We start from the raw sequence: 13,709 nt of genomic DNA, 5'->3' as shown, positions 1-13,709 counted from the left end.
ACCCCGGCCGCCGGGCTCTCCCGGCTCGCCCCCGGAGAGCCCGGCGGCCACGGGGCCGACCTCAGAGGAGCTTTCATGCCGCTGCCCGTCCTCGCGATGATGCTGTGCACTTTCTGCATCGGTACCGCCGAGAGCGTCATCGCAGGCATCCTGCCGGGCATCGCGCAGGACGTCGGCGTCTCACTGACCGCCGTCGGCCTGCTGATCACCGTGTACGCCGCCGCGGTCGTCCTGGTCGGCCCCCTGGTCACCGCGGCCACCGCCACGCTGCGCCGCGCCACGCTTCTGCCCGCCATGATGGGCGTGTTCGTCATGGGCAACACGCTGGCCGCGTCGGCACCCGGCTTCGGCTGGCTGCTCGTGGGCCGCGTGGTGAGCGCGGTCGTCCACTCCACCCTGATCGCCGCCTTCGTGGCCGCCGCCCGGGACACGGCGCCACCGGACCGGCGGGCCGCGTACGGAGCGAAGGTCACCCTCGGCATCGGCCTGTCCAGTGTGGCCGGGGTGCCCGCCGGCACCCTGATCGGGAACGCGTTCGGCTGGCGCGCCACCTTCTGGGCACTGGCCGCGGTGAGTCTCGCCGCCACCGCGCTGCTCACCCGGTTTCCCGCACCGCAATCCCCGAGGGGCACGGCGAAGCCGGCCGGCCTGCGCCGAACGGCCGCTCCGGACACCGGCCCCGGCCGGCGCCGGTTCGTCCTGCCGGGCCCGATGCTGCTGGTCGCCGCGGTGATCACGCTGGGCACCGCGGGAGTCTTCGCCCTCTACACCTACGCCTCGCCGTACCTCACGCAATCCGCCGGCTTCGGCTCCGGGAGCGTCACCGTGCTCCTGCTGCTGTACGGGCTCGGAGGCATCGTCGGCAACACGGCCGGCGGCCGGGCAGCCGACCGGTTCCCGTCCGCGGCCGTCCCCGCGACCCTGGGCGCGGCCGCGGCGGGTCTGCTCCTGCTCGCGCTGCCCCCGGGCAACCGGTGGGCCGTGGCCGGCGTCTTCTGCCTGCTGGGCACCGCCTACTTCGCGACGATCCCCGCCCTCAACAACGCCATCGTGTCCGCGGCGGGCCCGTCGTCCTCCACCATGGCGTTGACCGTCAACAACTCGGCGTTCTGCGTTGGCATCGCGCTCGGCAGCTGGCTCGGCGGCCTCCTGCTGGCCCGCGGGAACACGCTGCCGACCGTGGCCGCGGCCGGCGCGGCATCCACCGCGGCGGCCTTGCTGCTGGCCCTGCTGCACACCCGACTCCGCAAGGCCCCTCCCGGCCCCGCCCTCCCCGCCACCGGCGCATCCCACGACACCGGCACCGGCACGACCGTCACGGGCAGCGGAGCGCCACGGTGACGTGGGGGGGGCGCCCGCCCCCACTGGGCGTGGCAGCCCTCGAACCATGCCCGCCCGGATTGGGCGCAGTGCCTCCTCATCCGGTACACGCGACACCTGGCCGAAGCGCGAGGAGCAGCAGCGTGCCGAGGGCGCCTCCGCATCCGCCCGCCTGCAGGCTCGGCAGACTCTGCGCACCTCCCCGTACGCCGAGACGTTCCATGCCCCGGTGCGCTTGGCGACGCCCCGACAAGCCGGCGGTCATGCGACAGCGATTCACCACGATCCGTGCCGACCTGCCCGTGCCGGCCTCGCGGATCGACACGGCTCGAGCCGAAGCCGCCCAGCAGGCTCGCCTCGAAGCCGTCGTGCTGCGCACCAAGCCCGCAACCTGCGTGCGGTCGTCGAGCAGCTCCAGGCCGAGCAAGGGAGTGCGGCGCCAGGCCAACGCCCAGGATCCGGCGTCATACGAACGGCGAAGCAGCCCGCACCGCCGCGCTGCAGCAGGAGAGGCGGCAGGGCGGAGCACCCTGCGTGCCCGGCAGACCCGCGAACAGATCCCGCACCAGCGACCCCGAAGAGCTCGTAGATTCGTGTCCTGCCCGCTGGAGCTGGGCTGACCGTGGTTGTTTTTGGGGGCATGATCGGCAAAGTCCGCACCCGAGTCCTGCCGGCCTCCCAGCGCCGCTCGCTGGACGAGTTGACCGAGGACCTGGACCTGTCGTCCGGGGACACCACGTCCAAGCGTTCGGCCTTCTGGACGATGCTGACGCTGTCGTCGGTCATCGCATCCGGCGGCGTGCTCACGGACTCGACGGCCACCGTGATCGGCGCGATGATCATCGCGCCGCTGTCCACGCCCATCATGGGCATCGCCCTGGGCTCGGTGAAGCGCCGCCGCACCGGATCGGCCAGGGTCGTCCTCCTGGCGTGCCTGCTGGTGACCGCAGTCGGGATGACCGTGTCGGTGGCCCTCCCCGGCGACTACGACCTGCTGTCCAACAGCCAGATCTCCTCACGAACGTCGCCGGGCCTGATGGACCTGATCGCCGCCCTGGCGACCGGTTTCGCCGGCGCAGTGGCACTGGCCCGCCGGGACGTCGCCGCCGTACTGCCCGGCGTCGCGATCGCCATCTCTCTTGTCCCGCCCCTGGTGGTGGCAGGGGTGTGTCTGGGACAGCTGTCGGGATGGCTGGCGCTGGGGGCGTTGGTGCTGTTCGTGTCGAACCTCTTCGCCCTGGTCTTCGGCGGCATGGTGGTCTTCGCCTCGCTCGGCTACGGCACGGAGGCCGACAAGGCAGCCGGACGTCCCGCCCGCAGGACCTACGCGGCCATGATCCTGCTGTTCACCGCCGTGTTCGTTCCGCTGACGGCCAACACCGTGATCACACTCCTGCTCGACACGTGGACCGGCCGGACCAAGGACGCGGCACAGCAGTGGCTTGCCGACGTGCCGGACGCGTCCGTCACGAGCGTCGACGCGACGTCGCGGACGATGTACGTCCACGTCCGCAGCCCCGGAGACCTCCCGCCGGTGGAGTCTCTGCTCGACCGGCTCGAGGGACGGATCCCGGACGGTATCCCCGTCGCGGTGGACACGTCGCGTGGCCGGCGCATCGACGCCGGAGTGGTCGGCGGCTGAGCATCCCGTGCTGTTCCCCTTCGGAGCGCTCTGGGCTGTGTGTGGGGTGGCACCGTGTCGGCGTTGGCGCTGACTGTAGGCAATGATGGCCTGCCATAGGCGGCGTCGATCGGCGTCAGGCCAGTGCAGGTCGGTCAAGTGCAGTTCGGCGTAGGTGGCTTGCTGGGGCAGGAAGTTGGAGGTGCGTCGTTCACCTCCGGTACGCCACAGCAGGTCGACGTCGGGCAGGTCGGGATGGGGCAGGTGTGCGGCGACGTCGCGTTCGCTGAGCAGGTCTGGGGTGATGTGGCCTGCCTGGGCGGCGTGGCCGGCAAGCGGCGCCCGGGTGCTCAGCGGCGACCGCACCCAGGCCCCGGCCGAAAACCTTCTGGCGAGCGAGCCTCCGACGAAGCCGGTGTACGGCGGCATCGCCGAGGGCGGCACCGACACCACCGAGCTGGCCGTGCCGACCGACGCCCGGGGCCGCGCCCGGTCCGCGCCGCTCCAGGCGGGCACTGACAAGGAACGCACATGCACGGTCCGCGCCGAGGCCGGCGGCGCCTCGACGGTCTTCACCGTGAAGGTGCTACACCGTGACCGTCGCGGGCGGTGACGACCAGCAGGCCGAACAGGGCCAGGACTTCGCGGAGGCCCTCCAGGCCCGCGTGGTCAGGTCGGGCGCCACGGCATCGGCCGGCACGGAGGTCGAGTTCCGCATCGAGGACGGCAGCCTCGCCTCGACCGGCACCGGTGGCATCGGCCTCCTCCTCGCCGCGGCCACAGGCCCGCACCACCGGGGTCCGGCCGCGCTGTGACCAGGTCTTCGCTTGCGGCGGCGTCATGGAGAATCCGGCTTCCTCCTCGAAGACAAGCCAGGCTCCACGGGCCGCTGCAAGTCTTCCGCGCACGCGTGCGTCCCAGTCACGGAGTTCGGTGCCACCTGGCCTCAAGACGTCCCTGTTCAGATTCACGGCATGGACGCAGATCCGTTCTTCGCCGGGGAGGGTAATGCGGACGGACCAAGTCACGGACACGGGTCGTGCCTGGGACGCCGCCCAAGCGCGAGCCGGAGTGCGGCGTCGGTGGGTTCGCAGACTGCCGGTCCTGGAAGGCCACCTCCGTCCGTTGCCGGGGGCGGCTCACGGATGCGGGCGCGGCTTTCCACGCGGGTGAGGGACAGCGCGGAGCCACGGCGCGCCGCAGGCATGGTCGGAGGCCGTGCGGTGTCCCGGTAGGTGCTTTGTCGTCGCATTGTTGCGCGGCGCGTAGCGGGAGATATCAGGTGCGTGTGCCGCTCGCGTGATGTGGGGTGCGGGCGTTCTGGGCGGCTCTGCGGGTGCTCCAGCGGACCAGGGGCTGCAGGGCTTCGAGGAGGGCCTCCCCTGCGGGGGACAGGGTGTAGGTGATTTGGACGGGTGTGGTGGGCACCACAGTGCGTTCGATGAGTCCTTCGGCTTCGAGTTCCTTGAGGCGCTGGGAGAGCAGGCGGTCGGAAATGCCGTGGATCACTGCCCGGTACTCGCCGAAGCGTCTGGCGCCTTGGGTGGCGGCCATCAGGATGGAGCCGGTCCAGCGGCGGCCCACCGTTTCGAGGGTTTCCTGGAAGCGGGGGCAGGTTTCGTCGTGGATGGAACTGCGTTCAAGCTGTCGTGGCATGTGGTCTACTCCTGAGCTACTTATGAAAGATTAGCACCTTACGGGACGTTTGGTCTGGCGTGAGGGCGGCCGCACTGTGGTGCCATGACCGATTACGGACACCCGCTGTCGTTCGGCCTGAGCCTCGACCCGGCAGCGGACGCTCTCGAAGAGACCCGCCGGCTCGCGCACCAGGCCGACATCAGCGGGCTCGACTACCTCGCCGTCCAGGACCACCCGTACCAGCCGGGCCACCTGGAGACCTGGACACTGCTCAGTCACCTTTCAGCGTCGACGCAGCGCATTTCCTTCCTCACGGACGTGGCCGATCTTCAGCTGCGGCCTCCGGCGCTGCTGGCCAAGGCGGCCGCCTCGTTGGATGTCCTCACCGGCGGCCGTGTGCAGCTGGGGGTGGGCGGCGGTGCCTTCCCCGAAGCGATCGCCTCCATGGGGAGCTTGCCCCGGCGGGGCGCGCAGATGGTTGCCTTCACCGAGGAGTCCCTCGATCTCATGCACCAGGCGCTGGCCGGTGGTGCGGTACGGATGCAGACCTCTCATCACACCGTCATGGGCTACCGGGCCGGCCCTGTCCCGGCCACCCCGGTGCAGCTGTGGCTGGGGGCCCAGAAATCCAAGATGCTCGCCATGGCCGGGCGGGCGGCCGACGGATGGATCTCGCCGCTGAACATCTACGTGCCGCCCGAGGAGGTGCCCGCACGTCAGGTCATCATCGACGAGGCGGCCACGGCCGCCGGCCGCGACCCGCGGTCCGTCCGGCGCATCTACAACGTCATCGGCACCATCGGGACGCACGGCGCCCCCCACGGACTCGTCGGCGACGTCGAGGTGTGGGTCGACACCCTCACCGACTGGGCCCTGCGTCTGGGGTTCGACACCTTCATCTTCTGGCCTGTGGGCGATGCCGAGACCCAGCTGGAGCTCTTCGCCGCACGAGTCGTCCCGGCGGTGCGCGCACACGTCGCGGAGCGCAGGGGGCAGCGATGAACCCGGAACCCGTCACCGCGCCTGCCGCCCTGCCCGGCAAGCTGATCACGCCGGACGACAGCCGCTACCGGACCTACCGCTCCACGTACACCACGGTTGGCAGTCCCGCCGTCGTCGCCGTCCCGGAATCGGCCGGTGACGTCGCAGCCACCCTGCTCCTGGCGCGGGATCGTGGGCTTGCCGTCGCGGTACGCAGCGGCGGGCACGGTCTGTCCGGCCGCGGCACCAACAACGGCGGGCTGGTCATCGATCTGCGGCGGATGAACCGGGTCACGGTCCTCGACCGCTCCAGGCGCCTCGTGCGGGTGGAGGCGGGTGCCCGCTGGGCGCAGGTCGCCCAGGCGCTGAGCCCGCACGGGCTGGCCATCAGCTCCGGCGACCACGGCAATGTCGGCGTCGGCGGGCTCGCCACGGGTGGCGGGGTCGGATGGCTGGTCAGGCGTTTCGGGCTCACGGTGGACCGTGTGCGGGCGGTGGAGGTGGTGCTGGCCGACGGTTCGCTCGTGCGCGCCGACGCGGCCAACGAGCCGGACCTGCTGTGGGTGATGCGGGGCGCGGGCGCGGGCGCGGGTATAGCCGTGGCCTTCGAGTTCGAAGCCCTCGAACTGCGGAACGTGGGATACGCGCAGATCGCCGCGCGGGTCGACCCGGCGGGCGGGTTGCTGCAGCGTCTGGACGCGGTGCTGAAGGACGCCCCACGGGAGCTCACGACGGCCGTCATGTTCTCCTCGCAGGGGCCGGTGACGAACGCGTTCATCACCGCGGTCGTCGCCACCGACGACACGCGGGCCATCAGCAATGCGATCGGCCCTCTCCTCGACATCGGTGAGGTGACCCTCCAGCAGGCGCTGCTGACGCCCTACACGAGTCTCGTTCCGCGTGAGCACATGCACGTCAATGTGGGGCAGATGCCCGCTTCCACGACCAACGGGCTGCTCTCGGAGGTCACGCCGGCCGCCGGCCGTGCGCTGGTCGACATGATGGCCGGGCCCACGCCCCTGTTCGTCCAGATGCGCTCCCTCGGCGGTGCGGTGGCCGAGGCCGATCCTGCGGCCACCGCCTTCCCGCACCGGCATCAGCGGTTCCTCGTCACCGCCTCGACCTTCCCTCCCTACGGTTACGACGACCTGCTCAGGGCATGGAAGCCGGTGGAACAGCACACGGAAGGGGCGTATGTGAATTTTGAGAGCAATCCGAGCCAGGCCTCGTTCGACCGCACCTACCCGGGCTCCGTCGGCACGCGTGTCGCTGCGTTGTGGCGGCGTTACGACCCCGACGGCGTTCTGCGCCCCCGTCTGTGAGTGAGGTCGGCGCGCGGGTCAGGGGTCGTGTGGCAGGAGGCGGAACGTGTGCCGCATGAGGCGGTTTCGCCACTCCGCGTCGAGTGCTGCGGGGTTCGGCTGCGCAGGTGTGTCCTCGTCCAGGTACTGCCCGTTCCAGGATCCGGCAGCAAGGGCTGCCTGCTTCACGTGGCGTGCGCCTTGGGAGGGCGAGTCTCCCTCGATGGTGAACATGGCGTGGAGCAGCGGTGTGCGGATGACTCCTGGGTGCACGCTCACGGCGTCGAACCGGGGCTCGGGCGCCTGCTCTGTGAGCCATCGCGCGTGGGCCACCAGGGCGAGTTTGCTTCTGGAGTAGGCGCCGGTGGAGCTGTAGGGGGCCCGTTGCATGTTGAGGTCATCCACGTCCAATGACGTGGTCAGATGCGTGGCTGAGGAGACATGAACCACGCGTCCACGCGCGGTGCGGAGCAGAGGGGTGAGACGGGCGGTGAGCAGTACCGGTGCCAGGTAGTTGGTTTGCAGGGTGCGCTCGTTGCCGTCGCCGGTGAGTTGCCGGGTCGGCGGGCCGGGGCGGCCTGCGTTGTTGATGAGTACGTGGACCCGGTCGGTGATGTCTGTGATGTGGCCGGCGAGTCTGTCGGCGGCGGCGAGCTGGTCGAAGTCTGCCTGGAGGTAGTGCACTTCGCCCGCGCCCAGCTGGGTGAGGCGGTCGAGGAGGGAGGACTGGCTTTCGGGTGGCTGGGGGCCGTGGACGATCAGCCGGGCTCCGTCCGCGGCCAGAAGGTGAGCGACGTTTTCCCCGATGCCGCTGGTGGCACCGGTGAGCACCACCGTGGGGCGGGCGGTGCTGCTGGAGTCCATGGTGCTCACCGTTGCGTGGGTGACGGGTGCGGGCCCGTGGCGTGCGGATGCCGCCGGGCCGTCCGGCGCCCCGGAAGACCATGGCGCCGGGCGGATCGGTCGGATGTCCGGGGGGGGTCCTGCCCGTGCGGTGGGGCGTTGTGACTGTCGCCCTCACTCCACCTCACCGCAGGGCTGGGCTCTGGTTCACAGGAGCAGCTGGTCGATGGTGAAGGGCAGGGAGCGCAGTCGGCGGCCGGTGGCGTGGTGGATAGCGTTGCCGATGGCTGCCGCCATGCCGACCAGGCCGACTTCGCCGACTCCCTTCGTGCCGACGGTGGTGGCTCGGTCGGGGCCGCCACAGAAGATCACTTCCATGTCGGGGATGTCCGCGTTGACGGGCATCAGGTAGTCCCCGAAGGTGGCATTGGCGATGCGTCCGGTACCTGCGTCGGTTGCCGTCTCCTCGAACATGGCTTGGCTGATGCCGCCGACGGTGCCGCCGGTGATCTGGCTCGAGGCGGTCTTCTCGTTGAGGATGCGTCCGCCGTCGATCGCGCTGACGACGCGTGCCACCCGCAGGAGCCCCAGTTGCGGGTCGATACGGACCTCGACGAACTTCGCGCCGAAGGCGCCGGCTGTGGCCATGCCGATCTTCTGAGGGTCGGGTGGTGTGCTGCGGCCGTCCGCGCTGAGCTCCTCCAGACCGTGACGGTTGAGGATGTCGGTGTACGCCTCCCCCTGGTCCGGTGCGTCAGTGCGGTGCAGACGGCCCCCGCTCGCGGTGACCTCTTGCACTGCCGCTCCTCGCAGCGGGGAGGCATCGTCGTCGCGGACGATGTCGAGGAACTCCTTGACGAGGTTGCCGCAGGCCATGTGTACAGCGTTGGCCAGCGCTCCGGTCAGGCCGGACCCTCCGGCCTGGGGCGAGTAGGGCATGTCGGAGTCGCCGAGGTCGAAGCGGACCCTGTCGAGGTCCAGGCCCAGGCATTCGGCCGCAAGCTGGGTCATGACGGTGTAGGTGCCGGTGCCGATGTCGGTTGCGGCGCTGGTTACGTAGGCGGACCCGTCGCGGCGCAGCGACGCCCGTGCCTGGCAGGGCACCTGGTAGAACGGATAGGACACGCCGGCCATGCCGTATCCGACCAGCCAGTTGCCGTCGCGCATGGAGCCGATTTCCGGTGTGCGGCGGGCCCAGCCGAAGCGTTCTGCACCGACGGTGTAGCACTCGCGCAGAGCCTTGCTCGACCAGGGCAGGCCCAGCACCGGGTTCTGCTCGGCGTAGTTGCGCAGCCGCAGTTCCAGCGGGTCCATGCCGAGCGCGTACGCCACCTCGTCGATGGCGGATTCCAGGGCGAAGTTGCCCTGGCCCTCGGCGGGGGCGCGCATGGAGCCCGGGCAGGGGATGTTGAGGCGGGCCTGACGGTCGTGGGTCCGGGCGTTGGGGCACTCGTAGGCGACCGCTGATCCGGCGGCGACCGGTTCGTAGTCGTCGTCCTCCATCGCCACCGATGAGATGGCGCGGTGCTCGATCGCAGTCAGTTGGCCGCCGGAGGTGGCGCCGATCTTGATGTGCTGGACGCTGTTGGGGCGGTGTCCGACGGAGGTGAACATCTGTGGCCTGGTCAGGACGAGCTTCACCGGGCGTTTGACTTCACGCGCGGCCATCGCCGTGAGGATGGTGTGGGACCACACGCGCAGTCCGGCGCCGAAGCCGCCGCCGACGAAGGGAGCGAGGACCCGCACGCCGCTTTCGGGGATCCGGAAGATCCGGGCGAAGGAGGTGCGCACGTTGTGCGGCCACTGGGTGGAGTCGTGGACGGTGACCGAGTCGCCGTGCCAGGAGGCGATGGTGGTGAACAGTCCGAGCGGGTTGTTGGTGTTGTCCGGGGTGGTGTAGCGCTCGTCCACGACGATGTCGGCCTGCGCGAACCCGGCTGTGACGTCGCCGCGCTCGGTGTCCAGTCCCCAGGGGTTCTCAAGGACTTCGGCGCGGGGGTCCTCGATGTCGAGCAGCGCCTCGCCCGGCTCGTACTCCACCTTGATCAGCGAGGCGGCGTGCCGTGCCTGTTCCGGGCTGTCGGCCACGACGACGGCGATGTGCTGGCCGTAGTGCAGGATACGGTCGTCCTGCATGGGCGCCGGCGGAGAGGGGCCGAGCAAGGTCATCGGTCCGCGTTCCAGCTGGGGTGCGGTCAGGTGGGTGATCACCGTGAGGACACCAGGAGCATGCTGCGCTTCGGAGGCGTCGATGCTGCGGATGCGCCCTGCGGCGATCGTGCTGCCCACCAGGGCCGCGTGCACCATGCCCGGGTAGATGTAGTCATTGGGGTAGTGCGCGGCCCCGGTGGTCTTCAGGGGGGCATCGACGCGGTCGACGCCTTCACCGATGACCGTGCGCGTCGGGTCTTCCAGCGTGGTCATGACGAGGCTCCCGCGACGGTCTCGAGCGTGCGCACCAGGGTGCGCTTGGCCAGCTCCACCTTGAACGCAGTACCGGGCAGTGTCCGGGCGCCCTCCAGAGCCGCTTCCGCGGCAGTCCGGAAGTTCTCGTCACTGGCCGTGGCGTCGCGCAGCACGTCCTCGGCGCTCCAGGCCCGCCAGGGAACGGTTCCCACTCCGCCCAGGCCGATCCGAGCTTCACGGATGGTGTCGCCCTCCATCCGCAGGGCCACCCCGGCGGAGGTGAGAGCGAACTCGTAGGACACGCGGTCGCGGACCTTCATGTAGTGCGAGCGCGCTCCCTCGGGAAGAAGGGGGATCTCGACTTCCGTGATCAGTTCGCCGTGGTTCAGCACGTTCTCGATGTGGGGTGTCGTGCCGGGCTCACGGTAGAACTGAGTCAGTGGGACGGCGCGCGGCCCGTCCGCGCCCTGGATGTGGACGACGACGTCCAGCGCCACGAAGGGTACGGCTACGTCCGATGCGTGCAGGGCGATGCACTGGTCACTCGTTCCCAAGATCGCATGCATGCGCTGGATGCCATGAATGGCTGCGCATCCGGAGCCGGGGTTGCGCTTGTTGCACGCTGCGACGGTCGGGTCGCGGAAGTACCGGCATCGTGCCCGCTGCAGCAGGTTGCCGCCGATCGTGGCCATGTTGCGCAGTTGCGTGGATGCTCCTAGCAGGAGCGCCTCACGTACGAAGGGAAGCCGTTCGCGCAGCAGCGGGTCTGCGGCAAGTTCCTCCATCGTCGTCAGTGCGCCGACGTGCACCGTCGAGTCGGCGTGCATGATGCCTTTGAGGGGCAGCCTGGTGATGTCGACCAGCCGCTCGGGCTCGAGGACGCCGTCCTTCATGAGGTCGAGCTGAGTGGTGCCGCCGGCCAGGAACGACGTGCGGGGGTCTGCGGTGACGGCGGCCACCGCCTGCTCGGTCTCGGCGGGCCGGACATACTCAAACGGACGCATCGTTGCCCTCCGAAACGACGTCGCGGATCGCTGCGCGGATATTCGGATAGGCTCCGCAGCGGCAGATGTTTCCGCTCATGAACTCGCAGATGTCCGCGTCTGTGCCTGCGCGTCCCTCGGCTTCCAGGGAGACCGCAGACATGATCTGTCCCGGGGTGCAGTAGCCGCACTGAAATGCGTCGTGCCGGGCGAACGCCTTCTGCAAGGGATGCGGCTCGCCGTTGTCGGTGAGCCCTTCCACCGTGGTGATCTCGTGGCCGTCGTACTGAGCAGCCAGAGCGAGGCAGGAGACGATGCGCTTTCCGTCGACCAGAACGGTACAGGCGCCGCACGCGCCTTGATCGCAGCCCTTCTTCGCGCCGGTAAGCCCCAGGTGGTCGCGCAGGGCGTCCAGGAGCGTCACACGCGAGTCGAACCGCATGCGGTACGCATCCCCATTGACGCTGAGTGTGACTTCTACGTCCGGGATCTTTGATGTCGCTTCGCTGGGGCGCGTCGGCGTGTCGGCATGCTTCATAGCGCCTCGATTCATGAGGTTCGGTTTAGAGCAGGAGCGTGGCTTGGCAACCGGAGTGGTTTCTGGTCGATGCTAAAACCGGGCACAAAGGTCCGCCATTCGTGGCAAAACGCAGCATTGATCAAGAAGTGGGAACCGGTACCGCTGTGTTCTCGACTCGTCTGAGGTGGGGTGTTCTGAGCCTGGCGGCGTGACGATCGAACCCTTGTGCTGGCGCCACCGCTGGCATCGATGCCGATGGCATTCCGTTTTGCTGAGCACGCCGAAAGGCTGCCCGAGAAGGCCGCCAGGACTGCGGTCCCGTTCGTGGGAAGGCCTGTCGTCGCCGGTCTGCCTGAGCTGTGAGCTGCCGCCTTGGCATGTGTTGTCTGCCAGGCGAGCGGGACTGTACCGCAGCCTGATGGCATACAACCTTCGGACGAGGCGGGCGAGTTGAGAAGGGCTGCTGGGCTGTTCGCTCGGTGAGACTCGACGGGATTCTCCATGGAGTCGGCGGTCTTTTTTTGGGGGGCGCAGCGGCACTCGTCCTTCGTGCCTGCGGCGTGCCTTACAGCCCTCGGAGCCGCTCAGGTGCGCCCCGTGCACGGAAGTGAGTGGCCGGTCACGGTGAGGTGTCTGGTTGTCTGAGGCGCTTTTCCATGTGCGCACCGGGATGCGTCTCGGGGCAGCGGCTCCGTCGTGGTCCCGGGCGCCCGAAGGGATGGCCGCTTACGCTGGTGCCACGCCCGCCTGCCCGTTCTTTCCCGCCGTTCTCGGTGGCGCCACGGCCGTCTCGTACCGCGTGTGCGGCGGACCGATTCCACACTTCAGGAGCTGGAGATGTTGGATGTTGCGGAGCACCTGTACCGCTGGATCAAAGCTGATCAGGATTTCGCCGTCGCCACCGTGGTCTCTGTGAGCGGCAGCGCGCCGCGCATGCCCGGTGCGGCGCTAGCCGTCGACGCCGACGGAACGGCCGTGGGCTCGGTCTCGGGCGGATGCGTCGAAGGAGCGGTCTACGAGGCGTGCCAGGACTCCCTGCGCACTGGGCGAAGCCTGGTCCAGCGTTTCGGCTACAGCGACGAGGACGCCTTTGCTGTGGGCTTGACGTGTGGTGGTGTCATCGACATCGTCACCGTCCCCGTCCGTCGGTCTGATCCCAGCCGTCGGCTCCTGGCGTCAGCCCTGGCGGGAGTGTGTGCTGACGAAGCTGTGGCCTTGGCCCGTGTGATCGACGGACCGGAGCCGTACATCGGCCGTGTTCTGGTACTGCGTGCCGACGGCTCGATGGAGGGCACACTCGACGGAAATACCGAACTGGATCGTGTAGCTGCCGGTGAGGCCCGTGCATTGCTGGACGTCGGACGCACTTCCACCATTACGGTGGGTGCGGATGGCTCATACTGCGGTCGGCCCCTGCGCCTGCTTGTGGAGGTCAGTGCCCCACCACCACGCATGATCGTTTTCGGCGCCATCGACTTCGCGGCCGCCCTGGTGCGGGTGGGGAAGTTCCTCGGCTACCACGTGACGGTGTGTGATGCCCGCCCGGTCTTCGCCACCCGTCAGCGCTTCCAGGAGGCCGACGAGGTGGTCGTCGCTTGGCCGCACCGATACCTCGAAGGCACCGGCATCGACCATCGGACCGTATTGTGCGTGCTGACGCATGATGCCAAGTTCGATGTGCCCCTGCTCGCACATGCCCTGCGACTGCCAGTGGCTTACATCGGGGCCATGGGATCGCGCCGCACCCACGAAGACCGCGTACGGCGCTTGCGGCAGGTCGGCGTGACAGACGAGGAACTGGCCCGGCTGCGCGCGCCGATCGGCCTCGATCTGGGAGCACGGACCCCGGAGGAGACCGCGGTCGCGATTGCCGCTGAGCTGGTTGCGTCGCACAGAGGAGGGAGCGGTTCGCCGCTCACGGGTTCAGCGGCCCGCATCCACAAAGACGTCGCACTGCAGTGACCGATTCACCGTCGTCGCAACAGGTCCGGGGTCGCTGTGGTGCGGGTAGCAGAGCTCCGGTTGGCAGTCGTGTCCGGCGGTACCTGCAGGCCGTCGTGATGAAGCAGGTGCCACGCCGCGCGAGCGGAGCACGG

The 13,709-nt window shown here is 69.4% G+C and carries 12 protein-coding genes and 2 pseudogenes; 7 read left to right on the top strand and 7 right to left on the bottom strand.

Going from position 1 to position 13,709, the window contains the following annotated elements; genetic code table 11:
* The first annotated feature begins 75 nt into the window (after positions 1-75).
* Together MTR79_RS16560 and MTR79_RS16555 are read left to right on the top strand one after the other, a co-directional pair.
* Positions 76-1,341: an MFS transporter gene (locus tag MTR79_RS16560; protein ID WP_244790946.1), complete on the top strand. Its 1,266-nt coding sequence runs from the start codon at positions 76-78 to the stop codon at positions 1,339-1,341.
* A gap of 619 nt (positions 1,342-1,960) precedes the next feature.
* Positions 1,961-2,962, top strand: a complete 1,002-nt coding sequence (locus tag MTR79_RS16555; RefSeq protein ID WP_244790944.1) for a TIGR00341 family protein — start codon at positions 1,961-1,963, stop codon at positions 2,960-2,962.
* A 48-nt stretch (positions 2,963-3,010) separates the two neighbouring features.
* On the opposite strand, the pseudogene MTR79_RS16550 reads toward MTR79_RS16555, so the two are convergent.
* Positions 3,011-3,265: pseudogene (locus MTR79_RS16550) on the bottom strand (undecaprenyl diphosphate synthase family protein); the annotation flags it as partial.
* Here MTR79_RS16550 and MTR79_RS16545 point away from each other — a divergent pair.
* Together MTR79_RS16545 and MTR79_RS16540 are read left to right on the top strand one after the other, a co-directional pair.
* Positions 3,246-3,554, top strand: a complete 309-nt coding sequence (locus MTR79_RS16545; protein ID WP_244790942.1) for a hypothetical protein — start codon at positions 3,246-3,248, stop codon at positions 3,552-3,554. The pseudogene MTR79_RS16550 and the gene MTR79_RS16545 overlap by 20 nt on opposite strands.
* On the top strand, positions 3,535-3,756 hold the full coding sequence (locus tag MTR79_RS16540) for a hypothetical protein (protein ID WP_244793380.1): 222 nt from the start codon (positions 3,535-3,537) through the stop codon (positions 3,754-3,756). Before MTR79_RS16545 ends, MTR79_RS16540 begins: the two co-directional genes overlap by 20 nt.
* Here the strand turns inward: MTR79_RS16540 and MTR79_RS16535 are convergent.
* Both MTR79_RS16535 and MTR79_RS16530 read right to left on the bottom strand, forming a co-directional pair.
* Positions 3,715-3,849, bottom strand: a pseudogene (locus tag MTR79_RS16535) (IS630 family transposase); the annotation flags it as partial. The gene MTR79_RS16540 and the pseudogene MTR79_RS16535 overlap by 42 nt on opposite strands.
* A 370-nt stretch (positions 3,850-4,219) precedes the next feature.
* Complete coding sequence (locus MTR79_RS16530; protein ID WP_244790940.1) at positions 4,220-4,597, bottom strand: helix-turn-helix domain-containing protein; 378 nt, start codon at positions 4,595-4,597, stop codon at positions 4,220-4,222.
* A gap of 84 nt (positions 4,598-4,681) precedes the next feature.
* Here MTR79_RS16530 and MTR79_RS16525 point away from each other — a divergent pair, with 84 nt between their 5' ends.
* Together MTR79_RS16525 and MTR79_RS16520 are read left to right on the top strand one after the other, a co-directional pair.
* Complete coding sequence (locus MTR79_RS16525) at positions 4,682-5,581, top strand: LLM class flavin-dependent oxidoreductase (protein ID WP_244790939.1); 900 nt, start codon at positions 4,682-4,684, stop codon at positions 5,579-5,581.
* On the top strand, positions 5,578-6,882 hold the full coding sequence (locus tag MTR79_RS16520) for an FAD-dependent oxidoreductase (protein ID WP_244790937.1): 1,305 nt from the start codon (positions 5,578-5,580) through the stop codon (positions 6,880-6,882). Before MTR79_RS16525 ends, MTR79_RS16520 begins: the two co-directional genes overlap by 4 nt.
* An 18-nt stretch (positions 6,883-6,900) precedes the next feature.
* On the opposite strand, the gene MTR79_RS16515 is transcribed toward MTR79_RS16520, so the two are convergent.
* From MTR79_RS16515 to MTR79_RS16500, 4 genes are all read right to left on the bottom strand, one after another.
* Positions 6,901-7,725, bottom strand: coding sequence for an SDR family NAD(P)-dependent oxidoreductase (locus MTR79_RS16515; protein WP_244790935.1), 825 nt, complete (start codon positions 7,723-7,725; stop codon positions 6,901-6,903).
* A 186-nt stretch (positions 7,726-7,911) separates the two neighbouring features.
* Positions 7,912-10,128, bottom strand: a complete 2,217-nt coding sequence (locus MTR79_RS16510) for a xanthine dehydrogenase family protein molybdopterin-binding subunit (RefSeq protein WP_244790933.1) — start codon at positions 10,126-10,128, stop codon at positions 7,912-7,914.
* Positions 10,125-11,114, bottom strand: coding sequence for a xanthine dehydrogenase family protein subunit M (locus MTR79_RS16505; RefSeq protein WP_244790931.1), 990 nt, complete (start codon positions 11,112-11,114; stop codon positions 10,125-10,127). The genes MTR79_RS16510 and MTR79_RS16505 overlap by 4 nt, the downstream gene beginning before the upstream one ends.
* Complete coding sequence (locus tag MTR79_RS16500; protein WP_163037209.1) at positions 11,101-11,631, bottom strand: (2Fe-2S)-binding protein; 531 nt, start codon at positions 11,629-11,631, stop codon at positions 11,101-11,103. The genes MTR79_RS16505 and MTR79_RS16500 overlap by 14 nt, the downstream gene beginning before the upstream one ends.
* An 819-nt stretch (positions 11,632-12,450) precedes the next feature.
* Here MTR79_RS16500 and MTR79_RS16495 point away from each other — a divergent pair.
* Positions 12,451-13,575 (top strand): XdhC/CoxI family protein, encoded by a 1,125-nt coding sequence (locus tag MTR79_RS16495; RefSeq protein WP_244790929.1) that lies wholly within the window; start codon positions 12,451-12,453, stop codon positions 13,573-13,575.
* The last annotated feature ends 134 nt before the right edge of the window (positions 13,576-13,709 follow it).

It is taken from the genome of Streptomyces sp. BJ20 (genome assembly GCF_022869105.1).
In the GTDB taxonomy this organism is placed as follows: domain Bacteria; phylum Actinomycetota; class Actinomycetes; order Streptomycetales; family Streptomycetaceae; genus Streptomyces; species Streptomyces griseoincarnatus.
Note: the sequence above shows the minus strand (reverse complement) of the source record. Positions and strands in the feature narration are given on the sequence as shown.